Raw genomic sequence first — 25793 nt, 5'->3', positions numbered from 1 at the left:
TCGTTGTTTTTGTAGTAATTTATGTTGAGGTAAGGGTAAAAATGAAAGCTCGTGGGCCTTTTTGCATTCGTAACGCGGCTGCAGATACGTTTGCAATGGTAGTGTTCTGTTTTGTATCTGGAATGATCATTGAGATCTTTATTTCAGGAATGACTTTTGAGCAGTCGCTGGCATCAAGAACGCTTTCTATTCCTGTAAATATCGCCATTGCGTGGCCATATGGTCTTTTCCGTGACTTTATGCTTCGTCAGGGCCGACGCATTTCAGAATCTGGTGTGGCTAAAAACCTAGCTGACCTCATCGCTTATGTTCTGTTCCAGTCTCCAGTTTATGCTGCCATCCTATTCACGGTAGGTGCCTCAACGGATCAAATTATTACGGCCGTGACGTCTAACGCTATTGTCTCTTGTGGTATGGGCGTACTGTACGGCTACTTCCTTGATATGTGCCGCAAGTGGTTCCGAGTACCGGGCTACTATCAACAAGCCTAGATGATAAGCCGTAACCGCTTCATTCTAAGATCGATAAATAAAGACGCTAACGAGCGTCTTTATTTTTGAGCGCCAAACACAGTTCTTCAGTCTGCACATAGGTGCGGCTAGAGTAGCGGCTAGAAAGCTTACGCTCACTCTTGCACTCGATGTAATCAGCCACATTGGTTTTGGATTGAACGTAGGTTCCGATGGCCAAGAGCGGAGCGATAATTGCCCCCATAACTAAAAGTACTCGATTTATTTCGCCAATCGGAAATCTCAGCGCAAGTTGTTTTTTCGCTGCATCTAAAGCCAAATATGGACACATCAACAGCATGGCGTAACTGGCCCATATATTTAATAGACCATCGACTACAATTTTACTTTCGTCAGATAGAGCACTTGTAATCTGCTGGTTGACTTGAAAATACGCACCAGTAGTGACTAAAAGACTAAGCAGTATTCGAATGCAATTCACTTGAGATATGCCTCAATTTTGTTAATAAGATCATTAGAAAAGCCATAGTGTTCGTCTACTGTGTCGATTTTTTCTCCCAAGTAAAATGAAATACCAGCATAAAACATCCCAGTTATCATAACGCCTACTGATGCAGGAAAAATTGCGCTAGTTATTAGGGCTGCGCCCCCCAATGCCATTACCCCTTTAACCAAATCACCTGCTGAGTTGCCGACAAATTCTGCCAGCGTTGCTTCATCTCTGAGAATAAAATCTGCCGTATTAACACCCATAGAGAAGGCAATCTCGATACCGGCATTAAATCTGACAAAACGAGTCGCCCCTTTAAGATTATTTAGCCCTAAACCCGCTTGAACCACTCTTGGGTTGTTGGCGCTCCATTTATTGCCCTTCATCAGGGTTTGCTGGTGGCGACGAAAATCGCGAATAATGATCCACTCTTTGCCATTGATGATCTTGGTTGTCGCTTTGACACCAAGCCCTCCCAAACCTTTTGCTGTCACATAAGCTTCAGAGATGCCTTTGCTCAATCCTGAATAGTCCCTAACATTGTCAATCAACTCCTTGCCACCTGCTGAGGCATACATCTCTTGAGCCTCTTCTAAAGACAATACCGCTATGCTGGTAATAGGGGTGATGTATTCCACCTCTAGTTGCTTTTCTCCTTCTTGGGCGAGTGGATTGTAAGGAGGCCAATAGGCGTTGTTTGCGTGTAATTTGACTCGACTGGATTCATTTGAGCTTGATGCAAGGAAAGCTTGCTGACTTTGTGCCTTCCTCGCGGCTGCATCTCTTTGTGCGGATTGAATCTGCGCTTGTGTTTTTGCTTCTAGGGTAGGGTCCGGATAGACTCCAATATGTAAACTGTGGTCTGGTTCGAGAATGTAGTTATCGTCGCAGCCGCAAAGAATTCTATCACCGTGAACGCACGCCTGATGTCCATCGGGTAAGTTTACGTTGTTCTTGCCACTGACTGGCACGATCATACCAACGCCTTTACACTCAGGTCGCCCTGAACGACAAGAGCCCATTTGATAGATGGAAGTTCCTGGCTTACCAGCGACAAGAACCGATTCATGGCCTTCAAGAACGACACCACCGGTTGAGGTGGGCGTTCCTTTCATTACAAACTTCATATCTCGTTCCCTACACGCAGATTGATGAGTAAATTTGGGCCGATAAAGCGATAAATGTTTTTTCAATTCAGCGACGTATGCCGCAAGGATCGTGCTATTACTTTTTTGGATAAGTTAAAAAGAGGGACTTATTCACAAAGGTTTGTAAATGGAAAAGATGCGTACTTTTTAGTGGGCAGAAGGTCTCTGCGGGTAAGTATCAAAATTGCATCAAAAAATCGAATAGCTGCCATCTGTGAAAGCGATTTGTGGCGACAAGATGAATTCTGAAAGGAGAATTTGAAGCGAGTATTGGCAACAGAAAATGGCAATACTCAGCTGATAGCAACAGCCTAAATTGGAGTAATCATGAACGAATTAGCCAGTAAGTGAGCAAACAGGCCAACAACAGCGCTTTTTTTAGGGATTGGGCTTGACCTAACTTAATAGAATCATTAAATTAGCGCCTCGTTGGTTAACGAAACCAACCTACAATACGGTGAGTTGTCCGAGTGGCTGAAGGAGCACGCCTGGAAAGTGTGTATACGGCAACGTATCGAGAGTTCGAATCTCTCACTCACCGCCACATTCTAAGAGGTCTGATTTATCAGGCCTTTTTTCATATCTGAAGGTTCTACAAGATAGCAGCAGTGTACACAAATTGAGTTTGATGGCCGCAATCGCAACTTACTGTGTAGATCTGTTTTCGTTTAGACACCCTTGTATTTCTGTTACCACACCGCTGGCAAGAGAGCTTCATTGAAGTGTTTGCATTGCAATCACAGCAGTTAACGTAATACCCGAATTTCCCATATTTGGGGATTGTGTTTGCGCTTGAACATTGTTTGCAGGTAACACCAAAATGGGCAGAGGAACTTGTATTTTCTTGAGGTGGATGGGTGTATTGTTTTGATGGCTGAGAACATGCATCGGGTACCAATCCCAATTTGCTCATGTCACTTTTGACTGCTGGCTTATGTGCAGCAATCAAAAAATACTTTATGTTGTTTAGCTCGTTATCTGTGAATGATGGATTGGTATTAAAAAGTCTACCGTTGCTAGAGATTAACTCTTCGACGCGTACCGAGACCCCTTCTGCTTTCACTATCTGTTTCGAAAGTTTGGACGGGATATGGGCTCGGTCAATGATCGCATCATTCGATGCTGCGAATAGGGTGTTCCAGCAGCGCCCGCCAAAATAGCCTTGTAGCCCAAGCACTTTAGCTAGTAACAATTTGGCATTGTCATTCAACAAACTTTTAAGCAGTTTAGCTTGCAGTGAAGCTTGAGTAATTGGAGAAGGCATACCCACCCATTGTCCGCGGACAGTCCTCTGCCATTCTAACTGCTCGTTGACTGTAACAGTGCCTTTGATGGACTTTGACTCAATGATAATAAAGCCTTTTCTGTAGACGACTAAGTGGTCTATCTGGGCGACTTCTCCCTTATGTTCGAAACGAAAATCATGGAAGATCAGTACTTTACTCTGCTCTGAAAATTGACGTTTTAAATAAAAAGCGACGTTATTCTCAACCTCATCACCGATTCTTTTCTTATAGTTATTTGGAGTAGAGAGGTCTTTATCTTTAACTATCATTGCTAAGCCTTTATTTTTCTTTTTATGCTACCACGCTCGTATCGGTAGTGGAGTTATTCGAGAGCAACATATGCTTGATTTGTGATCAGAGTAGGCGCTTAAACATCACACTAGATTTACGGCGTTCAGAGTTCTGCGAATGGCCTTGGTATAAGATTTTCATCACAGAATCTAATTCATTTCTAATACTTTATCGCCTTATGCAACCGAGCCGTATATCATACAGGGACAGTGATGCATGGTTTGATATATGTCCGCAACTATTTCTTTTTACGACAAAAATGCCACAAAGCTAGCTCAACAATACGATTCCCTAGAATTTGAATCTGTCCACCAGTCTTGGACTGAATATTGGCCTAAATCGGGTGATGTAGTTTTGGATGTTGGCGCTGGATCTGGAAGAGATGCAAGGTGGATGAGTGACCGAGGCTGTGAAGTGTTTGCTGTTGAGCCTAATGATGCATTACGTCAAATCGGTAAGAACGGTACAACTTCAGAAGTCACTTGGCTAAACGACTCATTGCCCACAATGAGCAAAGTTGAAAGCCTCGGGATACGTTTTGACGTTATCCTCGTCAGTGCTGTCTGGATGCATCTGGCTCCCTCTGCACGTGAGAGAGCCTTTCGCAAGCTATCTAATCTGTTGTCTCCAAATGGAAAGCTAGTGATTAGCTTACGTCATGGCTCGTTTACAGACAGTCGTGTAGGTTATCCGGTTTCTGCGGTAGAACTGGAAAAGTTATCAAAAGATTACTCGTTAACTCCCGTACTTGTATCAGATAGTGATGATGGCCTTCAAAGGGCAGATGTCTCATGGCAGACCGTGGTGATGAGTTCACCTGATGATAGTTCAGGTAGTCTGAATACGGTTCGCCGTATCATTGTTAATGACAGTAAATCAGCGACCTATAAGCTGGCTTTGTTAAGAACAATGCTCCGTATCGCTGATGCACATCCTGGCGCCGTTTTGGATAGAACAGATGGCAAAGTCAGTATTTCTGCCGGCCTTGTTGCCTTGTATTGGGTAAGGCAATTTAAGCGTCTTATCGACGTTGATATTGCAGGGGCAGGAATTCAACAAAACTCCAATTCGAACAAGGGATTACGCTTTGTCAAAGACGATGGCTGGAATAGGCTCAAGCACCTTTCTGCCGACGATCTAGCTATTGGTTCACTCTTTATCGGAGAAGAGGCCATTGCAATTCAGAAACTGTTTACTCAGACGTTAAGCACTATCAAAGCTGGGCCCGTGACCTTTATCTATCAAGGCGATAAGAACAATAAGCTGTTTCAAATAGAGCCAGAAAAAAAGCGTAGAAAATCTTCTGATGCGATTGTATTAGATAGCGAGTTTTTTGCCGGGTTCGGTCAGTTCGTTTTAGACGAAAAGCTTTGGGATTGTTTCAGGCTTTATTGCGCTTGGATAGAGCCTTTGGTGGTCAACCAATGGATAAAGGAAATGCAACGTTTTAAACTGAATCGAGAGCGAAACATTTCCCTACAGACTTACCATGATTGCCTTGTTTGGTTCGATTCATCACGTGACACGCGCGAAGTCCGTAAACGTGTTGATGAGCTGCGAGCACAAGGCACTGAGATTCCAAATGTTTGGGATAGTACTCCGCTAATGCGCCAATACGATGTGGATCACTGTCTACCTTTTACTTACTGGCCGAACAACGACAAGTGGAACCTCCTTCCTACTACCTCAAAACAAAATCGAAGTAAAAGCGATCGCGTTCCAAAGGCTCAACGCTTAGTGGAATCTCGCGAACGAATCTTGCAGTGGTGGCAGATTGCGTGGGGCAGTAATTCTCTATACCAACAACGATTTTTTAATCAAGCGATCCTCTCTTTACCAAACCTGCCTCCCCATTGTGATGACTTTGAAGAAGTGTTTGAAGCAATGGGCTTGCAAGTGAAAGGGGTGAAAGCCCGCTTGTTGGTTTCGGAATGGTAATGGTTGCTAGGACACTAACAACGGTACAGAACAGAAATATATGATGGTTGAAATGCCACTACCCGCCCTAGGCACAAAATTAGACAACATCGAGTTGTGCGAAACATTCGGTTGCAGCCCACAAGGTGGTATGCGTCGTGCGCATAAAACTAATACGTTGGTCATTGTCTCGAATCACATCAAGTCGATCTATGACGATCGATGGGTTGATGGTGTTCTCCACTATACAGGCATGGGGACTAAGGGGGATCAAAGCCTAACGTTCCAGCAAAACAAAACCTTGGCCGAATCGAGAACGAATGGCGTCTCTGTTCACTTGTTTGAGGTATTTAAGGACCAAGAATACACCTATGTTGGCGAAGTCGTTCTTGGCGGTGAACCGTACTCGGAAATACAAGATGATGAACAAGGTAATCCAAGAAAGGCATATATCTTCCCTCTAAAACTTGTTACGGGTGAGCGCCAGGTTAGAAAAGAGGATAGAGATAGCGTTGAGGTCGTCCGAACTCGCAAGGCCAAGAGGATGACGCTTGAGGAATTGCGGTCTTTGGCGGAGAAAGGTGGAAAAACCGCGACACGGTACCAACAGCAATCCACCAACTATGAGCGAAATATTTGGGTAGCAGAATTGGCTAAACGCCTAGCTAAAGGCCAATGCCAACTTTGTTTACAACCGGCGCCATTCAAAAACGCTAAAGGCGAGCCTTATCTCGAGACTCATCATATCGTTTGGCTTTCCAAAGGTGGTGAAGATACGGCGAAAAACACAGTCGCATTGTGCCCCAATTGCCACAAGAAAATGCACATCGTCGATAACGTAAAGGATGTCCAAGCCTTACAGGCCCGCATCAATAAATTATTAGAAGAGCAAACTCAGTGATCAAGAAACACATTGAAGTCGTCGCGGCTGTATTGAGAAACAAAGGTGATTTTCTAGCCGTACAAAGAGCGCCATCGAAGCTGAATTATGTTAGTGAAAAATGGGAGTTCCCTGGCGGTAAGGTAGAAGCAGGCGAAACGCTCGTTACAGCGATTACAAGGGAGCTAGACGAAGAGTTAAGAATTGCCGTTACTGAACCACAGTTTTTGTTGACGATTGAGCATAGCTACCCTGATTTTGATATCACCATGCATTGTTTTCTTATCGAGGTACCAACGCGCGAACTTGAACTTACGGAACATATTGACTCTCGCTGGTTATCCAAAGACCAACTTTGGGATGTTGATTGGGCTGCGGCTGATATACCGGCCGTTGAAAAACTACAGTCTACGTTCTGAAGGATTACCAAAATGAACCTAAAAGCAGGCTGGGATGGGACTTGGCAAGACTTTCTTTCTACAGACAAAGCTAGTTTTCTAGAGTCGTTAGTATCTTTCCATCGTGGTTTGAGTTGGACGCAAGAGCTCGATCCTGCGCAACGCTACGCATGGAAAACTGAATACGATGTAATGACGACTACCCTTAATCACGTTATTGCAGAAACTCAAGTAGAACCAGACAAATGCTGGATAGCCTTTGAACAAGAATTGATTGGTGAAGGCGGAAAACGAGCGGCGGATGTTAACCTAGTTACTCCAACTGGCGAATTGTTTGTAGTCGAGTTCAAACACAAGCAAGAAGCCTCTGAATACGAAATTCTTCGAGCAAACTCTGATTTGCAAACAATGCGACGCTATCACAGTGAATCTATCGACCTAGTCGGTCATGGCTTTGTTGTTCTCACCAAACCTGGTGCCAAGCCGTTCCAACACCCAAACGTTGTGTGTGACATCGCAGATGATGGTCTGGCTCCCCAGTTAGCTTCACAGCTTATAACGTCATTAAGTAAACCTAGTTACTATAATGTACTCCAGTGGGCAAAAGGTGAGTTTTATCGCCAGCCAAGCATATTGCATGGCACTGCTCAGGTCTTTTTCGATGCTAAAATACCTACGCTAAAAACCTCGGCTGGTGAAAATATTGACCAGGCACGTGCGGCACTGTTAAAGCTTTATCAGCATGCTAGGAATAAGCAGCAAAGATATGTTGTTGTCGTTCATGGGCGCCCTGGTGCCGGTAAGACTCTACTGGGCATTAGTTCTGTTGCGGAAATTGCGCGTAGCGATAGTGCAAAAAAGAGTGAACCTATTTTTCTTTCCGGTAATAAACCTTTAGTTCAGGTTCTGCAACATACACTAGATTACAGTGGCAAAGAGGTAGGTAAACAGATTTCAGATCAGATTATTGATGGTCGAATCATGATTGAGAACTTGTACGTTTTTAAGAATGCCATCAAAGAGTCTGTTTACTCTCGACAAGAAACCTTTGTCGTATTTGATGAAGCACAACGAGCTTGGGGGCAAGTTTCGAAGGATAAATCGGATTTGAGGCTATGTTGTGATTGGCTAGCTAATCAGCAGTTTGGGGTTCTAGTACTACTAGTTGGTGATGGACAAGCTATCCACAACAAAGAAATGCAGCTAGATCAAATGTTAGCCGATCTAGACTATGCGGTGAGGGAGCAAAACGGCAAAGTCGTCCCCATTATGCCATCGCTTCACGCCGGTAAAATGCGGCTCATTACGCCACTCAAGAAAGATGTGTATAACCTTAAAACACCTATTCGGCAAGCCTATACGGAAAGTTTAGATAAGTGGATTGAAGCGGTCCTATCTAACAATCCTGACCAAGCACAAAAAGTTGCTTTAGAAATTCAGGCTAACTACCCATTGCGACTGACTCAAAACCAGCAAACTGCTGAAAATTATGCTCTGGGTGTACAACAAACTATGCACGAAGGAAACAAGCTTCAAGATGCCTTTAGAACAGGCTGGTTGATGTCTAGCCAAGGTGGCAAGTTTATTGAGGAAGTCCAGAAAGACAAATTCAAGCCAGGCAAACATATTGGACCTTGGTACGTTGAGCCGCCGAGCTCTGAAAATTCATGTTGCCGATTTGATGCGGCTTGCACTGAGTTTAGTTGTCAAGGTTTAGAACTATCACTTGCTCTGTTTAACTGGGGGCAGGATATGGTCTATCGCAACGGAAAACTGGTGGTGGCTGATCAGCGTCAGTACGAACATTACACAGAGGGTAGCTATAGAGTGTTACTTAGCCGTGGACGTAGTGGGTTAGTGATTAAATGTGATGATCAGGAAACATATGGATATTTGAAGTCTTGTGGCATGAAAATTTTATAACATAATCACCACCAGCAGAAGCTGGTGGTGATTGTCTTTTTACTCATCCAAACCCTAGTATCTCTAAAGCTCTGTCAGATTTCTTATTCCAAATTGGGTACTTGTTAGGATAGTACCAACCATTAAATTCTTTGATAGCAGAATCCCCGAGGCCGAATAAAGAGAAGCTACTTCTATGCTCAGTCTAAGCCGAAGAACTCTAAAATGGTATGCCACTAGTTTAAGGGAGGTTTACACAATGAGCTTTGACGGGGCTGTCCCAAACCGAGTTTGTGGCTCCAACTGATGTGGGAAGCCGTTATCATGTAACAACAAAAACCGATACAGATTCGATCTGGCTTCCACATCAAAGGCCTGTGAGAACAGGCCTTTGTGATTTAAAGACAGCCGCTAGGCCTCTTATTGCTGGCGACCCAACCTTAGCGCTAGCTCAGCTGACTCGTTTTCTTTACGGTTGGCTTTGGCAATAAACAGCAAACCAATCACAGGAACAAAGATGGCGGCGTATGGGATCATGCTGGCACCCATATGGCTGTCGAGAACCATACCCCCTAAGAAACCACCAAAAGCATTGGCTAAGTTAAAGGCAGAGATATTGGCGGTTGCGGCCAGTTCTTGTCCCTCGCCACCATGATTCATTACTCTAAGTTGCATCGCTGGGACATTGGCAAAAGATGCGATACCAAATACAAAGGTCGCGATGACGAACAGCACCTTGTTATCTAAGGTCAGTCCCACAAGTAGCAGGGTAACAATCATAGCGATGGCCCAAAACATTGATGCTTTTTGTAGGTTTTTATCAGATGAGCGTCCACCCATTGTGTTACCAATAATTAGACCAACACCAATAACGACCAGAATCCAAGTCACTGCATTGTCGCCAAAACCCGTAATGTGTGTGGCGATTGGTGCGATGTAGCCATACAAAGTCATAAAGCCCGACCACGCAAATACCGTAATGGCTAAGCTAATCAATAGCATTGGATTTTTGAATGCAGTTAGCTGCGCTTTCACATCTTTGGCTTCGCCGTGGCCGCTTGATTGAATCACAGAGGTAATAAACACCAGTGCGATAATGCCAAATGCAGCAACGGTCAAAAATGTGGTGTGCCAGCCGAATTGTAAGCCAATCCAAGTGCCGCCAGGTACGCCCAATACGTTAGCTAACGTTAAGCCTGCAAACATTTGTCCTACTGCGCGCCCAGCCATTTTTTCACTAACCAAATTGGTCGCCACCACAGCGCCAATGCCATAAAAAGGCCCCTGAACTAAGCCCGTAATCACTCGGCTAACCATCAGCACAAAGTAGTTAGGTGCAAAAGCAGACATCAAGTTACCAAGGATAAACAACACCATTAACCCAGCCAGCACAGATTTTTTATTAAAGCGCGCTAAGTAAATCGTTAGTACAGGGCCACCAAACACAATCGCCAGTGCGTAAGCACTGATTAAGTAGCCCGCTTGCCCCTCGGTGATATCAAGTGAGTAGGCGAGTTGAGGAAGAATACCAGCAATGACAAATTCAGCAGTGCCAATGGCAAAAGCGGCAAGTGTCAAAATCCATACCTGAAGCGGCATTTTTTCATTTTTCATCGGAGAACCTATTTAAATAGAGTTGGAAGCGACTGACGTCGAGCGAAGAGCAAGACGCCAGTGGTCATAAAGGGTTAGCCAAGCAGTGCGCCGCCATCGACGTCAACCACAGTGCCGGTCATGTAGGTGTTTTCAATGACCAAACGGTATGCTTTTGCTATGTCACTGGCTTCGCCAACTTTGCCAGTAGGCAGGCTGCTTTGGTTGCGTTCGTACATGGCATTTCTGTCAGCTTCGTTCATACCACTGTAGGCATCGGTTTTGGTTAGCCCAGGGCTGATAGCATTGACTCGTATCGGAGCCAATTCTTTCGCCATGACTTTTGTTGTCGCTTCGATGGCTGCATTAATGGCGGCTTTGACATAGGTGTTAGCGACAACCTTTCGTGACAACATGCCCGATGTCAGTGTGATTGAGCCGCCTTTCTTGATGTAGCGAGCACCGTGTTTAGCGGCGTTGATCGCGCCCCAAAATTTGGTGTCGAAAGCGTACTTAGCTTGTGAAATTTCGACATCAATAACTTTGCCTGCTGGAGCATATGAGCCAGCGGTGACGATAAGGTGGTCTATAGCACCAATAGACTCGAAATAGTGGTAGACCGATTGCTCGTCACTGATATCGAGCCCAGTCTTGCGACTAGCAGTGTGAACGATGCTGTTCTCGTTCTCTAACTGTTGAGCCAGTTCGGCTCCAATACCGGATGTTCCGCCAAGCACAACATAAACCGTTTTTTCGTTTTTCATGGTTATTCTCCAATCTGATTTCGATGGAGCCAGTATATTGCTTGGAATGAATTTGATAATTGGCTAGTATTTGAATTGATTATTCGGTTTTTATGAATAATGAAGTTAAGGAGCATGCGTGGATAAGTTTACTGATATGACCTTGTTTATCAGCATCGTTAAGAATCAAGGGTTGGCAGCCGCGGGAAGAGAGCTGGGGTTATCTCCAGCTACGGTAACAGCAAGGTTGCAGTCTCTTGAAGATAGATATGGCGTAAAGCTGATCAATCGTACTACAAGGCACATTTCGTTGACGGATTCCGGCGCGCTTTATCACAAAGCTTGTCTGGACATTATCGACAGCGTTAAAGAGACGGAAAATCTACTTCAAACCGGAACAACAGAGGTACGTGGCACGCTAAAAATCTCTGCGCCTCGCGATATAGGTAAACAATACATATCGCCAATCTTGTCGGAGTTTAGTGAGCTATACCCAGAAGTGATTCCTTATCTTTATCTCAACGATAACTTATCTAACATTGCTGAGTCTGGGCTCGATATTGTTATCCGTTATGGGGCATTAGCAGATAGCTCGCTCATCTCGCGTAAGCTCGCTTCTAGTCGACGAGTTCTATGTGCGTCACCACAGTATTTGGCCAAGCGAGGGACACCGATAACGCCACAGGATCTGGCTCAACATGATTGTCTCGCCTTGGTTCGGAGCAGCGAAGAGCTCAAAACATGGCATTTCCAAGACGACCAGCAGCATAACGTTGTCACCGTGGTACCAAAACGATTTTCTGATGATGGGGAGGTGATTCGTCAATGGGCATTGGATGGCGCCGGAATTGCCCTGAAATCGATTCTTGATGTGCAAGAAGATATCAAACATCAGCGTTTAGTGACGCTGCTTAATGGATATATGAAGAACTTCAATACCTCGATATCACAAGCAGGCGCGGACTTAAACGTCATCTATCAGAGTCGTCAGTATCAACCTAAGCGCTTACGCCTGTTTATCGATTTCTTGATTGAACGATTCCATCGTCAGTTTCCCCAATAGCGGCTTAACTGAGGGCGGTTAGTGTTGCAAAAGACGTCTTTTTGATGCTGATCACCTCAATGGTTTTGTTCAGTGACTTTACTTCCAAATCATTAGCTTAATCCTTCAGCGTCTCTATTTTTAGCGGATTGTGTTCACTTTAGACTAATAACTCTTTACAATTTGTTTCAGTATTGCAGGAGTGTAGTACTTTCTCGTAATCACTTTTAAGGATGTAAAGTGTTATGACTAATCTGTCATTCAAGAACAAAATTATTGCGCTTATCGTGGCAATAATCACCCTCACTATTGCTACTTCGTACTTCAGTGTAAACCACTTTATCAGTCGCTATATTCAAGAGTCTGATAGCCAAAATATCACCCACAATGTTGATTTGATCAAAACCAAACTTGAGACCGAGTTAGCCAATAAGCTTTCACTCGCTTCGAGCCTCAATTTCAGCATGATGGACATTGCCGAAGCCAAAGAAAACAGTGGTTTTGCTCGAGTGGTGAAAGTCGTTAATGGCTACGCCTTCGATGATACGGGTAATATGAGTGATGAAGAGGCACAAGTATTTATCGATCTTGCTGATTCCCAAGGCGAGGAGATGACCATCAGCCCAGTGACTGAAAGTGATTCTGGTTATGTGATGGTTTTCTCGGTGAAACGTGCCGATGACTCGGTTGACTTCTTCACCCTACAGCTTAACGATTTTGGCAGCATTATTTCTCAATATGCAGCGAAGGGGAGCTTTGCTGAGTTGATCGCCGGCAATGTGACGGTGTTCAGCAACAAACAGGGCGACAATATCACTCCTGTTCAGCGCTCGGTTGAGTTCTCAGGCCAATCTTGGCAACTGATCGGTTACATCGATTTAGATAATATTCAGAGTAATACTGACAAGCTCAATTGGCTGATCACCTTGGCACTGCTGGTGTGCGCAGCGATCATTATTGTCGTTAGCGTGGTGTTGATTAACTACTCGTTCAAGCCACTGCAACGTTTACAACTTGTCGTCGCAGACTTGTCGCAAGGCAATGGCGATTTAACCCAGCGCTTAACCGTTGAGCGAAATGACGAAATAGGTGTTATCTCGCAGTCAATCAATCAGTTTATTGAAAAGCTTCAGCACATGTTCGTCGATGTGTCTCAATCAGCCAAAGAGATCGATAGTGCGGTACACAACATTGCTGAACAATCGGCGTCGAACGCGGCAACTTTAGATCAACATACGCAGGAAACGGAACAGGCAATAACAGCAATAGAAGAGTTGAGTGCCACCGCCAGATCGATTTCAGAGAGTGCCGATAATGCCGCGAAGCTGACCGAAAGCACGAATCAGTTCGCCGAGCAGTCTAAGCAAACCGTCAACAATGCTGTTAGTAGTGTGAATGCGCTGGTTGATCAAGTATCGGCTATGTCGCAAGTAACCAGCACCATGAGTGAAGACACCAAACAAATCAGCAGTGTATTACAGGTTATTGGTGAGATTGCTGAGCAGACGAATTTGCTTGCGCTGAATGCCGCTATCGAGGCTGCACGAGCTGGAGATCAGGGGAGAGGCTTTGCAGTTGTGGCCGATGAGGTCAGAGCGTTGGCCGCTCGAACTCAAGACAGTACATCCCAGATCAACGAAATGCTGGCGAAACTGCGTGATACCACGGATAGCGTTGTGAGTGAAATGGATGCAACCCGTCATAGCTGTGAGCAGACCGCCTCGAATACCACTCAAGTGATGGTGTCACTTAATCAAGTGACAAACGCGGTTGTTGAGATGAATGATCTGAATACCTTGATTGCCACCTCTGCAATGGAGCAGAGTCAGGTGACAGGGGAGGTCAGTACCAATATGGCAGCGATTCAAGAGATCGTTCGTCAACTGAACAGCAATGCGGGTCAGACCCACTCGGTGTGTGAAGAGTTGCGTGATACGTCGGTTGATTTATCCCAGTTGGTGGGGCGATTCAAAGTACAGTAGCGGCAAGTGAAAAATAAATACGCCATCCAATCGGATGGCGTATTTGTATCTGTTACTGTCTACTTATCAAACCTTAAAGTATCTCAGTTGCGCGGTAAGGTGCTCAGCGGTATTCGCCATTAACTGACTATCTTCCGCAAGCGACTGAGAGGCTTGCAATACTTCGTTGGCAGCCAAGTGGATACCAGTGACGTTTTCATTCATTTCGGTCGCAACAGCGCTTTGCTGTTCTGAGGCCGCCGCAATTTGAGCCACCATATCATTGGCGTTTTGCATTTCATCAACGATTAAATCAAGTTGCTTGCGTGTATCCTCTGAAGCTCGAACACTCTCCTCAACGTTCTCATTACTGGTTTGCATCGCAGCGAAGGTTTTCTCTGCTTGGCGTGTGAGTTTTTCGATGGTCTGTTGCACTTCGTTGGTTGAGTTTTGCGTGCGGCTGGCGAGGTTACGGACTTCATCAGCCACAACTGCAAATCCACGACCTTGTTCACCCGCTCGTGCGGCTTCAATTGCAGCGTTAAGTGCTAGAAGGTTAGTTTGCTCAGACACCTCTCGAATCACACCGACCACATTACTGATCTCTTCGACGCCAGATTGCAGGTCGCGCACCAGCTCGTTCGCGACAGAGATATTATCAGACACATGTGCAATTGACTCTGAAGTGCGCTTCATTGTCTCGTCGTTGTTGTGTGCATGGTCGACGACTTTGTTGGTGCTCGCTGCGGTGTTTTCAGCATTGGTCGCAACATCAGAGATGGTGGCGCTCATTTCTGTCATCGCGGTCGAGAGCAACTCGAGTTGAGCGTGTTGCGAATTGACACTGGTCGCGGCTTCTTCACTAGCCTGAGCAATTTGGCATGCCATGGTGCTAGATTGAGCCGCAGACTCATTCGCAGTACGTAATGTTGACTGGAGTTTGTCCATCATTTTATCTATCTGGCTACTCATATCGCCAAGTTCGTCTTTACGCTTCATGTTCATACGAACTCGTAAATCACCATCGGCAATCAAGTGCGTGTGATCAATCAGTCGGTGCAGAGGGATCAAAATGTTGTTGGAAATCATATATCCCATGCCGAACAGTAACGCAGATAAGAGAAGGGCAACAATCGCTTCTTTAATCGCCAAGGCATAAAACGCTTCTTGAATGTCGGCAACCATGATTCCGGAGCCGATAATCCAGTTCCACTCAGGAAACAGTTGTACGTAAGAGATTTTATCTTTTAGCTCTCCGTCTGGGCTTTTCCACTGATACTCGAGAAAACCTTTTTGTGCGGGTGTTTTAGAAATCGACACCATCTCACGCCAATGAAATTTACCATCTCCGTCTTGAAAGTTTTCCGCACTTTTGCCATTGAGTTCAGGTTTGAGTGGGTGGAGTACGACAGTAAGATTTTGGTTTAGGATCCAAAAGTAGTTGTTGTCGTCATACCTTAGCGATTCAATAGCGGAAAGCGCTTGTTGTTTAGCCACATCATTGCCGAGCACTTGACGTTGTTGGTAATAGTGCTGAGCTAAACTGACTACGGCTTCCACTTGAGCCCCGAGTTTACTTTCGCGCTCTTGCAACGAAGAGTTACGCTGTTGAATGAGGTTGTACGCACAAGCCATTGCGATAAGGATTGCAGACAATACCACTATCGATGCGAGCTTAGATTTGATTGAAAGATTACTGAGTTTCATGACGAACCCTTTAAATAATGAGCCTTTTGACTGACGTAGGTGTCGAAGTGACTGTAACAATTTTGTATCAACTGAGGCTGTTTGACCTCATAGTTTTGCAGACTACATTACGTTGCATATCAATAAGGTGCATTAGATCAAACTAACACTAAAGAGTTAGGAGTTTGGGGCTGGATATTTGTATCACTCATAGCGACAGATGCCGTATATGAAAAGGCCCCAGCAGATTGCTAGGGCGCTCGATTTAGAGGGATATGGATTAGTGTTGAATCAGTTGTGCGGCTTTCTTCATCGCTTCTTTCGTTGAGCATTCAATCACGTTGGCGTTAACGAAGCGTTGCGCGTCTTTAACTTGAATGTCGTGGGCTAAGATAACCAATTTTGCGTTAGCGACATCTAGGTCAGTGATACGGTTCTGAATACCATTTTGTCCTTGTGTCTCTACTTTAATCTTGATGCCAGCTGCGGCGCCTGCTTTTTCTAGCGCTTTAGCAGCCATAAAGGTATGCGCTACGCCTGATGGGCAACATGTGACGGCTACGATGTCGTATTCGCCTTCACCCGCGACAGGAGCTACTTGTGCTTGTGCAGGAGTTGCTTCAACGGCTGTCTCTTCCGCCTCTTCTTCAGCGACAGGTTTCCAGAAGCCAACAATAAGAGCAGTCGTTAGTGAGCCCAGCGCAATACCGACCACGTACATTGGAATGTTGCTTGAGACTGGCGCAGTAATCAGACCGCCCCATGGTGCATGCAGCAGTACGTCAGTGAGGAAGCCAAACACACAACCTACGATACCGCCAGCAACGATGGATGGTAAAACGCGCATTGGGTCGTTTGCTGCGAATGGGATAGCACCTTCAGAGATACCAATTGAACCCATGATAGCGGCTGCTTTACCTGCTTCTTGCTCTTGCTTAGTGAACTTCTTCTTGAATAGGAAAGTAGCCAGTGCCATACCTAGTGGAGGAGTACAGATTGCGATACCTACACCGCCCATTAGCCACGGTTGTGTGTCTACTTGAGTTTGAGCGAACAGCGTTGCTACTTTGTTGATTGGGCCACCCATATCGAACGCTGTCATACCACCAAGAATGGTACCTAGCACTACTTTAGAAGCGCCGGCCATAGAGGCCAAGAACTCGTTCATTGACGCCATAAAGATCTTAATTGGCTCACCGATACCCCATAGTACGATGCCAGCAGAAACCAGCGTACCAATCAGAGGGTAAATAAAGTAAGCACCTAGCGCGGTCATGTTGGCTGAAAGAGGGATCTTTTTAAGTTGGAACACCACACCACCGGCGATAAAGCCTGCCACGATACAGCCTAGGAAGCCGCCGCCCATATCCGCCATGATGCCAGAAGAGATCATCGCTGGTGCAAGGGCTGGTTTGTCAGCAATGGAGTAGCCGATAAAGCCACCAAGGATGATAGGGAAAAGTACTAAGCCTTTAATACCGATGTTTGAGATATCTGCCAGTAAGCCGTCAGCAGGAACCGCACCTTTACCTGATGCCATCACCGCCAGTGCCAGCAATACACCACCGGCAACGATAAACGGAAGCATGTGAGAGGTACCAAATAAAAGGTGACCTTTCATGGTACTAAGTAGTTTTTTTAAATCGCTATTGTTTGTAGCTTGAGCTGTTAGGGTACTCATAATTACTACGCCTTATGAATTGATTAAAATATCTAGGATTTGTTGTTGATCTTTTGCGTTGTGAATATCTTGAATAAATTCATCACTGAATTTTCCAAATAATTCTTGTAGAACGTAAATATGATGGTCAGCACCGTTATCCGGTGAGGCGATCATAAAAAATACGGTAGGTTTGATGCCGTCTTCGTCGCCGTAATCGATACCTTCGCGCTTTACGCCAACAGCGATCGCTGGTTCTGTCACTGCTTGACTTTTAGCGTGTGGATAGGCGATGCCGTCCATTGACGTAATGCTTTGTGACTCGCGATTATGGATATCATCTAAGAACGCTTGTTTGTTATTGATACGCTGGTCGCTTAATAGCATTTGCGCCAACTCTTCAAACACTTGTTGTTTATTATTTGCTTGAAGGTTGTCGTTAATTAGGCTGACGTTAGTTAGTTTTGTGATCATGTATTTAACTCAATCTTTATTGAACTTCTGAGTTGAAAATTAATGGATTGTGGTCAGTGGCGAAATAGTAAAAAAAAGCCTTTCACTGTACATTTGTATCCAGCAAATCTAACTGTGATTAGCGTCATTATTCGCGAATGAGATTCTTGTGATGTTAGTCATAAATATTAATAGATTCAGTGCCTTGTGAGAGGAGAAAAACAAAAATGCCCCGCGGTCGCGAGGCATTTTAAAGTGGTGCAGAGTGATATATTTACTTAGCTGTACGCGCGTGCTACACGTCCATTACAGTCAACGATGTAACTGTTGGCATAGGCTGGAATAAATACCGACTGGCCTTTGTCAATGACGCAGCTTTCACCGCACTGGTGGGTTAGTGTCATAGCCTCATCCAGCGGCAGCAGAATCTCCGCGCCTTCGGTTTTAATCTCGCGCTGGTGGGAGTTGCTAAGGATGGCAAACTTAAAGTCTTCAACCGGGATCGGATATTCCATCACACCATCTTGTTCAAGGGGTTGCAGTAGCAGCCTGTCGATGGGTTTTTCATTGAATTTAGTACAGGAGACCAACTCCTCCACATCCATATATTTTGGCGTCAGACCTGCACGCAATACGTTGTCTGAATTGGCCATGATCTCAAGCCCAGTCCCTTTGATGTATGCGTGGGGCGTTTCTGCATCCAAGTACATCGCTTGACCTGGTTTTAGCGCAATCACATTAAGGATTAATGGCGCGAAAAGACCAACATCACCAGGATATTGCTCTTCAAGCTCACTGATCAGGTTAAACAGCGGGGTCGGTGATAATTTGGCTTTCATGATTAGCATCATCAACGCTATTTCTTTCTGCTCACCTTGCAGTGACAATAAACCTGAGAAAAAGCTCGCTAAACCATTCGGTGTTTGATCGCCAGCTAAGTCGTTAACCAGTGACGTGAGTTCAGGAATATCCAGGTAGTTAAAATGGGCAAGGATCTCGCTAATCGGTCTAAAACCATTCATTGCCGTGTAGTCGGTCAGCGCGTAGACCAGCTCTGGTTTGTGGTTAGGATCTTTGTAATTGCGGTTGCCGGCTGTGAGCGGTACCCCTTGCTGCTCTTCAAACTGATAGCCACGTTCCGCTTGTTGTTTGTTTGGATGAACCTGAATCGACAAGGCTTTTTCTGCTGCGAGCACTTTAAACAGGTAGGGTAGCTCACCAAAGCGTTTGGCAATTTTTTCACTGAGAAACAGGCTTAAATTTTGTGAGATTAGGCTGGAGAGTTTTGTCTCCTCACCCGCGGTGTTCACGGTAGAACAACCATTGGGATGGGCACCCATCCAGATTTCCGCTTGGGGTTCTCCACTCTGGTTGGAGATACCAAACAGCTGAGCAAAAGAAGAACGGCTACCCCATGCGTAATTCTGGATAACGTTAGTCATAGGGTAGAAGACGTGTCGAATAAGAGAGTCATTCGCGATAGAAAAATCAGACATAGAAGTCACCATGAAATAAACATGGCTTGAGGGTGAAACCACTCAAGCCATAAGGGGGAGAGTGGTTTAAGCGGTTGCAGTGGTTAGCTTCGCTTTACGCAGATTTTTAAGCGCAATACATGTTATTGCAGTAACACCTGCGCCAGTTGCCATCGATAGCAGAGCAAGCATCGGGAAGTTCATCGCCCCAAGCAGTGCGACAACAGGACCACCATGCGCCACGCTGTTGGTGATGCCAAATGAGAACGCCATCACTGCCGCCACCATTGAGCCAAGTACGTTGGCTGGGATAACTGACATCGGATCCTGAGCGGCAAACGGAATAGCACCTTCAGAAATGCCCACAAGCCCCATTGCGCCAGCGGCTTTACCGGCCTCGATTTCAGAGGATTCAAACAGGTCGAACTTACGACCAACTGCGGTTGCGATCGCCATACCAAGTGGAGCCACAGGGATTGCACACGCCATTGCGCCCATAAATTGAGTTTGACCGCTGGCAATCATGCCGACAGAGAATAGGAATGCCACTTTGTTGAATGGACCACCCATATCAAAGCCAGCCATACCACCGAGGACGATGCCGAGTAGAATGACGTTACCTGTGCTCATGCTGGTTAGCATTGCTGTCAGGCCATCCATCAGCCCTGCGATTGGTGCGCCAATAACAAAGATGAACAGACCAGCGATAAACAGTGAGCCTGTGATCGGAGCGATCATGATAGGCACAAGTGGCTGGATGAATTTGTGGTAGTTGATTGAAGTAATGAGTTTAACGAAGTAACCCACAAGTAGACCGGCTACGATAGCACCGATAAAACCAGTCCCAGCGTCAGCACCGTAGAATGAGCCGTTATTTGCAATCCAGCCACCAATCAGACCCGGAGCTAGGGCAGGACGGTCAGCAATCGCATAAGCAATGTAACCCGCTAAGATCGGGATCATTAGAGTGAAAGCGACCACGCCCACTTCAAGGATTTGGTTCCACATGCTGCCTGCAGGAATTGCCATGCCCGATTCACTCGGCTCACCACCAATGGCTAGGGCAAGAGCGATCAATAGACCGCCCGTTACGACAAACGGGATCATGTGTGATACGCCGTTCATCAGGTAACGGTAGAGATCGGAACGAGCTTGTGAGGCTTTGTCTGCGACAGACTGGGTCGATTGTGCTTGTTCGGCTTGGTAAATTGGTGCGGATAGTGCTTGTTGAATCAGTCCTTCGGCATCGCGTATAGGCGCTTTAACGTTAGTTTTGATCACGCGTTTACCAGCAAAGCGAGCCATATCGACTTGTTTGTCGCAGGCAACGACGACCGCTTCCGCTTGTGCGATCTCTTCTTCGCTTGGACTATTTTTGACCCCGATCGACCCGTTCGTTTCAACTTTGATTTCGTATCCTAACTTTGCCGCACCTTTTTCTAGTGCTTCTGCGGCTAGGTAAGTGTGGGCAACACCCGCAGGACAACCGGTCACACCGATAATTAAGCCTTTGGTAGGTGCTTGGTTCGATGCCGTTTCAGGTTGTTTCGTCAGTAAAAGTTCCAGCGCGGCATGGTTATCTTGGGAATCGAGAAATTGTTCAATAAAGCCCGGCTCGATCAGCTTAGAAGAGAGTTCAGCCAGAACTTCAATGTGGTGATTGTCTCCGCCGTCTGGTGAAGCAATCATAAAGAACAGGTTCGAAGGAAGCCCATCTTCTGCGCCGTAGTCGATGCCTGTTTTATGTACACCGATAACCACCGCGGGCTCGATGACGGCAGAACTCTTAGCATGCGGCAGTGCGACGCCTTGTTCAAAACCTGTATTGCCAAGTTCTTCACGCGCTTTGATATCAGCAAGAAACTGTTCTTTGTCTGAAATACGACCCTGTGCGTACAGGATGTCGATTAGCTCGTTAAAAACCTCTTCTTTGGACTGCGCATTAAGATTGAGCGCAATCAAATTCTCATTGATGAGTTTGGTGATCATTAGGAACCCCTATCATTTTATTGTTTTACTAGGGGTATTGTGAAAGGCGAGGCGAAAGTCCTGTAGTGAAGAAAAAATGCATTTACTAGACGATTGTAACTGTATTTTCGTGATGTGATTTAGATCGTTGTTGAATGCCGTTGCGTTATGGAATTGTTGATTTTAAATGTTTTAAAACATGGGCTTATGGTGTAACTGGTTGTCTTTTTGTTTGTTGTTTTATGATTGTTTAACTATAAAATTATTGCTTTTACTGGACTTTTGTATCATCAATATGGAAGTGTGACTTTGCTCAGTAGCGCCTTGATTCAACACGGGGTATACCTGTGCGCGTAGTAGAGATATATGTCCTGTTGAGGGGCCAAAGATGATGTTCCAAGATTTAATTTGTGCGGTACTTAATGAACGTAAACCAATCCACAATATTTGGTTTGCGGGTGACTTTCATACTCCACCAGAGTGCAGTTATCAGGTTAACTTTCCACGTTTGGAATTGGTGCTTGAAGGTGAGTACATCAATGAGATGGAAGATCATCAACGTAAGGTCAGTCAGATCGTTGCACAGGCAGGCGATGCGATTTTTATTCCGCCAAACTGTTGGAACAAGCCAGATTGGGACACCAACTGTTCTGTGCTAAGCATTCTCTTTGGCCGTCGACAATTAGGGCTTAGCTTAGTGAGTAAGCGAAAAGGGGAAGAGAGTTTCTATGATATTCAGAAGCATAGCTTACAAACCCGTTCGGGCTTTGCTATCGACAATATCCTAGAAGCCCTGAGTTCGCTGGCGAGAGAAAGCATCAAACAACCGATGGATGAGTTATTACTTCAAGCATTGCTTCAATACTGCAATACCATGCTTGATGCGCCAGAAGAGAAATCACATAACCGTGTTCAGGATCTCTATCAGGGGATTTGTATCTATATTCAGGAAAATTTCCATCGACAGATCACTCGAGATAGCATTGCGGAACGCTTTAGCATCTCGTCCAATCACTTATCAAGGCTGTTCCGTCAACAGGGTCATATGACCTTGGCCGATTACATTACTTGGGTACGGATAGATCGAGCGAAATTCATGCTCAAGAAATACAACTTTAAACTGAATGAAGTGTCGGTTCGTTGTGGATTTAAGGATGTAAACTACTTTTGTCGGGTGTTTAAAAATCGCACGGGCAGAACCCCTTCCGATTATCGAGGCTCAATTTAACCGCTATCCAATCAGTCGCGACATTGAATACATCAACAAGGCTTGCAGTTCGATGCTGCTTTTCGTCGCTAACAAACGTTCAGCCAACTGCCCAGAGAGCAGATTACGGGTTAGGTTGGTCGCGGTGACAATCTGATCGCGAGTTGGCGAGCAAGGCATCACCAGTGCTATTGCAAGATGAATTTGACCCACTTGAGAAGCCCAGTCTATTGGCGTTTCACTACTGATAACCGCAATAGAAATATGATTGATACTTTTGTTTTCGAACATCACATGGGGCAGGGCAATACCAGCGGTGATGCAGGTAGAAGAGCGCTCTTCACGTTTGATAAATGCCAGAATAAGCTCATCAGGATTTATCGGGTGGATCAGCTGCGCGAGGCCTTTGAGACACTCAAATTTGGTCAAAGCGGTGTGTGCTTTGGCGTAGTGCCACTCCACAGGGCTTGGCGCATTTAGCTGCGGCAGACGCTTGGCAAGTTGGCTAGAGAACTCGTGGTTGATTTGCGCCCCAACCAGATCATAGTGTTCCGCGACCACATCTTTAATCACGAAGCATGCCAGTTCAGCATCAATGCCAAAGGCAGTGATCTGGCACAGATCCCCTTCAACTAGACCTGCCTGAAGCAGAGCCACTGACTTGGTCAAATCGGCACTTCGATTACGAGTGATGTTGATGATTCGAATCGAACTTTTAAACTTTTTTGCCAATCTACGGAGTGGCTGAGCGACGTGAGCCGAGGCGCTAGTGTTACTGACAAGAAACGTTATCTGGTATTCAGTCATGGGTGGGGTTATGCGCGGCAGTGAGTGATGAAAACTTTATCCACATTGAGCAGCACTTCTTCTATCGAGAGTCGGATACACGGAATGCTATCAAAGCGTGCAGCTTGCTCAATTTCAATGTCGGATACGATTAACACTTTGTCTGCTTGAGCGATGTCGTGCGGCGTCAGAAGATTCTCGATACCCATTGCACCTTGGGTCTCTACTTTTATCTGAACAGAGTATTTCGGCGCAGCTTTGTTTAACGCATCTGCTGCCATATAGGTATGTGCAATGCCTGTTGGGCAGGCAGTGACAGCAATAATTTTCATAGTCAATCTCTGTGGGTATTTTGGCGGATATTAGCACAGCGAATTGAGATTTCATTGGCACCGAACAACAAATTCACTGATACACTTCACACTTTGATATCAGTGTTACAATAATCCAGTTAATGCGGTTTTAGTCCTATATCTCTGACAGATAGGGCTGATTAATCTATGTTCGAGCGCGGGTACGGCAGGTAGAGACAATGGACATAACAAACCTAATCCAATCGGAAACTCTCTGTTTGGAGCTAACAGCGACCACTAAGCAGCAAGTTTTCGAAGAGTTGGTTGGTATGTTAGATAAGGCGGGAAAACTTGCCGATAAAGAGCAGTTTCTGGCTGATCTATGGGCGCGTGAAAACATTGGAAATACAGGGTTTGAAGAGGGGATTGCCATTCCCCACGCAAAGAGCTGTGCGGTAGCGAAACCTGCGGTTGCGATCGGCATTAGTCGCTCGGGTATTGACTACGGCGCTGAAGATGGCGAGCTGTCGGATGTCTTTTTTATGCTAGCTTCGCCGGACGGTGATGATCATCATCACATCGAAGTATTAGCACAGCTATCGAGTAAGTTAATTGAACCAGAATTTATTGAGCAGCTTAAACAAGCTCAGAGCGTTGAGCAGGCCCTTGCGCTGATCATTGACGAACAGATTGATGAACAGTTACAGCATCAACACCTGTTGCAAGAATCCCATTTCCAGCCACAAAGCCTAGTAGCGCATCAACTTGCTCGGATTAAAGAGCATCTGTTGTTTGGCACGTCACACATGATTCCATTTATCGTCGCGGGTGGCGTTCTATTGTCACTGTCGGTAATGATCTCAGGACATGGTGCGGTGCCAGAGAAAGGGATGCTTGCGGATATGGCGCAGATGGGCATTGCAGGCCTGACACTATTTACTGCAGTGCTTGGTGGATATATCGCGTACTCCATTGCTGACAAGCCAGGACTCGCACCAGGTATGATTGGTTCTTGGGTCGCCGTTGACCAATACCACACGGGTTTTCTCGGCGCGATAGTGGTTGGCTTTTTCGCTGGCTATGTGGTGTGGTTATTGAAGAAAATCAGATTGCCGGAAAGCATGATTTCGCTCGGCAGTATTTTTATCTATCCGTTGGTGGGCACATTTGTCACCTGCGGCGCAGTAATGTGGGTGATTGGAGTTCCTATCTCATCAACCATGAATTCGCTTAACACCCTACTGACGGATATGGCTGGTTCAGGCAAGATCGTGTTAGGTATGGTGCTGGGTGCCATGACCGCTTTTGATATGGGTGGTCCTATTAATAAAGTCGCTACTCTGTTTGCTCAAACTCAAGTGAATACCCAGCCTTGGTTAATGGGAGGGGTTGGCATCGCAATCTGTACCCCACCTCTTGGGTTGGCACTTGCAACGCTACTATCGCCACAGAAGTTCAAACGTGACGAGCGTGAAGCAGGCAAGGCCGCTGGGATCATGGGCATGATTGGCATCAGTGAAGGGGCAATTCCTTTTGCGGCAGCCGATCCTGCGCGTGTGCTACCTGCAATTGTGGTGGGGGGTATTGTAGGTAACGTGATTGGCTTTATGTTCCACGTACTCAATCATGCGCCATGGGGTGGTTGGATAGTTTTGCCTGTCGTCGATGGGAAGCTCGGTTATATCTTTGGTACGATCGTTGGCTCGTTAACTACCGCCTGTATCGTCATCCTACTAAAGAAAAATGTTAAAGACGAAGATGAATACGGCTCGTTGAAACGTGTGTATTCTTCAGTTCAGGGAGAAGGTGAGGCGGATGTGCTGGCGGTAACATCATGTCCGTCTGGGGTGGCGCATACCTTTCTGGCGGCTAAGTCATTGGAGAAAGCGGCCAATGCCGTTGGGGTGAGAATCAAGGTAGAAACCCAAGGTGCCGATGGGATTAATAATCGCATTACCGAGCGCGATATTGCACGCGCTAAGTTGGTGATCTTTGCTCATGACGTGGCGATTAAAGAGCCTGAAAGGTTTAAGAACATTGCCATTATAGACGTGAGCACCAAAGACGCGATGCACAATGCAGCAGCCCTGATTCAGTCAAAACGTTAAGGAATTTAGTCAAATAGTTCCCCCGAACTATTTATG

Annotated in this window: 20 protein-coding genes, 1 tRNA gene and 2 pseudogenes; 11 read left to right on the top strand and 12 right to left on the bottom strand. The window is 45.7% G+C overall.

The window, feature by feature from the left end:
* The first annotated feature begins 41 nt into the window (after positions 1-41).
* Positions 42-491 (top strand): L-alanine exporter AlaE, encoded by a 450-nt coding sequence (locus ACQEXP_RS02310; protein ID WP_269377225.1) that lies wholly within the window; start codon positions 42-44, stop codon positions 489-491.
* A gap of 46 nt (positions 492-537) precedes the next feature.
* Here ACQEXP_RS02310 and ACQEXP_RS02305 read toward each other — a convergent pair whose 3' ends face one another.
* Complete coding sequence (locus ACQEXP_RS02305) at positions 538-951, bottom strand: hypothetical protein (protein WP_426967912.1); 414 nt, start codon at positions 949-951, stop codon at positions 538-540.
* Positions 948-2087 carry a PAAR domain-containing protein gene (locus ACQEXP_RS02300; RefSeq protein WP_426967910.1) on the bottom strand — a complete coding sequence of 380 codons (1140 nt, stop codon included), beginning with the start codon at positions 2085-2087 and terminating at the stop codon, positions 948-950. The genes ACQEXP_RS02305 and ACQEXP_RS02300 overlap by 4 nt, the downstream gene beginning before the upstream one ends.
* A gap of 477 nt (positions 2088-2564) precedes the next feature.
* Here ACQEXP_RS02300 and ACQEXP_RS02295 point away from each other — a divergent pair.
* A tRNA-Ser gene (locus ACQEXP_RS02295) sits at positions 2565-2652 on the top strand.
* Between the two features lie 48 nt (positions 2653-2700).
* On the opposite strand, the gene ACQEXP_RS02290 is transcribed toward ACQEXP_RS02295, so the two are convergent.
* Positions 2701-3663 (bottom strand): nuclease-related domain-containing protein, encoded by a 963-nt coding sequence (locus tag ACQEXP_RS02290; protein WP_426967908.1) that lies wholly within the window; start codon positions 3661-3663, stop codon positions 2701-2703.
* A 250-nt stretch (positions 3664-3913) separates the two neighbouring features.
* On the opposite strand from ACQEXP_RS02290, the gene ACQEXP_RS02285 reads away from it, so the two are divergent.
* From ACQEXP_RS02285 to ACQEXP_RS02270, 4 genes are read left to right on the top strand one after another with little or no spacing between them, the layout of a single operon-like run.
* Positions 3914-5623, top strand: coding sequence for a methyltransferase domain-containing protein (locus tag ACQEXP_RS02285; protein ID WP_426967906.1), 1710 nt, complete (start codon positions 3914-3916; stop codon positions 5621-5623).
* A gap of 40 nt (positions 5624-5663) precedes the next feature.
* Positions 5664-6503, top strand: coding sequence for an HNH endonuclease (locus ACQEXP_RS02280; protein ID WP_426967904.1), 840 nt, complete (start codon positions 5664-5666; stop codon positions 6501-6503).
* On the top strand, positions 6500-6901 hold the full coding sequence (locus ACQEXP_RS02275) for a (deoxy)nucleoside triphosphate pyrophosphohydrolase (RefSeq protein WP_426967902.1): 402 nt from the start codon (positions 6500-6502) through the stop codon (positions 6899-6901). Before ACQEXP_RS02280 ends, ACQEXP_RS02275 begins: the two co-directional genes overlap by 4 nt.
* Positions 6902-6913: 12 nt before the next feature.
* A complete protein-coding gene (locus ACQEXP_RS02270; protein ID WP_426967900.1) occupies positions 6914-8803 on the top strand; it encodes a DNA/RNA helicase domain-containing protein in 1890 nt (629 codons plus the stop codon).
* Between the two features lie 399 nt (positions 8804-9202).
* Here ACQEXP_RS02270 and ACQEXP_RS02265 read toward each other — a convergent pair whose 3' ends face one another.
* On the bottom strand, positions 9203-10396 hold the full coding sequence (locus ACQEXP_RS02265) for an MFS transporter (protein WP_426967898.1): 1194 nt from the start codon (positions 10394-10396) through the stop codon (positions 9203-9205).
* Positions 10397-10470: 74 nt separating this feature from the next.
* The gene (locus tag ACQEXP_RS02260) at positions 10471-11139 is read right to left on the bottom strand and encodes an SDR family oxidoreductase (protein ID WP_426967896.1); all 669 of its coding nucleotides are present in this window, start codon (positions 11137-11139) and stop codon (positions 10471-10473) included.
* 118 nt (positions 11140-11257) lie between these two features.
* On the opposite strand from ACQEXP_RS02260, the gene ACQEXP_RS02255 reads away from it, so the two are divergent.
* Positions 11258-12181 carry a LysR family transcriptional regulator gene (locus ACQEXP_RS02255; RefSeq protein ID WP_269377238.1) on the top strand — a complete coding sequence of 308 codons (924 nt, stop codon included), beginning with the start codon at positions 11258-11260 and terminating at the stop codon, positions 12179-12181.
* Between the two features lie 224 nt (positions 12182-12405).
* A complete protein-coding gene (locus tag ACQEXP_RS02250; RefSeq protein ID WP_426967894.1) occupies positions 12406-14142 on the top strand; it encodes a methyl-accepting chemotaxis protein in 1737 nt (578 codons plus the stop codon).
* A 66-nt stretch (positions 14143-14208) separates the two neighbouring features.
* Here the strand turns inward: ACQEXP_RS02250 and ACQEXP_RS02245 are convergent, their stop codons facing one another.
* The 5 genes from ACQEXP_RS02245 to ACQEXP_RS02225 all read right to left on the bottom strand — a co-directional run bounded on the left by ACQEXP_RS02245 (position 14209) and on the right by ACQEXP_RS02225 (position 21384).
* Positions 14209-15828, bottom strand: a complete 1620-nt coding sequence (locus ACQEXP_RS02245) for a methyl-accepting chemotaxis protein (RefSeq protein ID WP_426967892.1) — start codon at positions 15826-15828, stop codon at positions 14209-14211.
* Positions 15829-16087: 259 nt separating this feature from the next.
* Positions 16088-17488: a fructose-specific PTS transporter subunit EIIC gene (locus tag ACQEXP_RS02240; RefSeq protein WP_426967890.1), complete on the bottom strand. Its 1401-nt coding sequence runs from the start codon at positions 17486-17488 to the stop codon at positions 16088-16090.
* 12 nt (positions 17489-17500) lie between these two features.
* Complete coding sequence (locus tag ACQEXP_RS02235) at positions 17501-17941, bottom strand: PTS sugar transporter subunit IIA (protein ID WP_269377243.1); 441 nt, start codon at positions 17939-17941, stop codon at positions 17501-17503.
* A 257-nt stretch (positions 17942-18198) separates the two neighbouring features.
* The gene (gene manA / locus ACQEXP_RS02230) at positions 18199-19416 is read right to left on the bottom strand and encodes a mannose-6-phosphate isomerase, class I (protein WP_426967888.1); all 1218 of its coding nucleotides are present in this window, start codon (positions 19414-19416) and stop codon (positions 18199-18201) included.
* A 66-nt stretch (positions 19417-19482) separates the two neighbouring features.
* Positions 19483-21384: a PTS fructose transporter subunit IIABC gene (locus ACQEXP_RS02225; RefSeq protein WP_426967886.1), complete on the bottom strand. Its 1902-nt coding sequence runs from the start codon at positions 21382-21384 to the stop codon at positions 19483-19485.
* Between the two features lie 367 nt (positions 21385-21751).
* Here ACQEXP_RS02225 and ACQEXP_RS02220 point away from each other — a divergent pair, with 367 nt between their 5' ends.
* Complete coding sequence (locus tag ACQEXP_RS02220; RefSeq protein ID WP_331415937.1) at positions 21752-22591, top strand: AraC family transcriptional regulator; 840 nt, start codon at positions 21752-21754, stop codon at positions 22589-22591.
* A gap of 3 nt (positions 22592-22594) precedes the next feature.
* On the opposite strand, the gene ACQEXP_RS02215 is transcribed toward ACQEXP_RS02220, so the two are convergent.
* Together ACQEXP_RS02215 and ACQEXP_RS02210 are read right to left on the bottom strand one after the other, a co-directional pair.
* A complete protein-coding gene (locus tag ACQEXP_RS02215) occupies positions 22595-23377 on the bottom strand; it encodes a PTS sugar transporter subunit IIA (RefSeq protein ID WP_426967884.1) in 783 nt (260 codons plus the stop codon).
* 8 nt (positions 23378-23385) lie between these two features.
* A complete protein-coding gene (locus tag ACQEXP_RS02210) occupies positions 23386-23688 on the bottom strand; it encodes a PTS fructose transporter subunit IIB (RefSeq protein WP_138970272.1) in 303 nt (100 codons plus the stop codon).
* A 200-nt stretch (positions 23689-23888) separates the two neighbouring features.
* On the opposite strand from ACQEXP_RS02210, the pseudogene ACQEXP_RS02205 reads away from it, so the two are divergent.
* Positions 23889-24330, top strand: a pseudogene (locus ACQEXP_RS02205) (PTS sugar transporter subunit IIA); the annotation flags it as partial.
* 74 nt (positions 24331-24404) lie between these two features.
* Positions 24405-25757, top strand: a pseudogene (locus ACQEXP_RS02200) (fructose-specific PTS transporter subunit EIIC); the annotation flags it as partial.
* Positions 25758-25793: the final 36 nt, after the last annotated feature.

This window comes from Vibrio sp. TRT 1302, from assembly GCF_050113875.1.
Taxonomy (GTDB): Bacteria; Pseudomonadota; Gammaproteobacteria; order Enterobacterales; family Vibrionaceae; genus Vibrio.
Note: the sequence above shows the minus strand (reverse complement) of the source record. Positions and strands in the feature narration are given on the sequence as shown.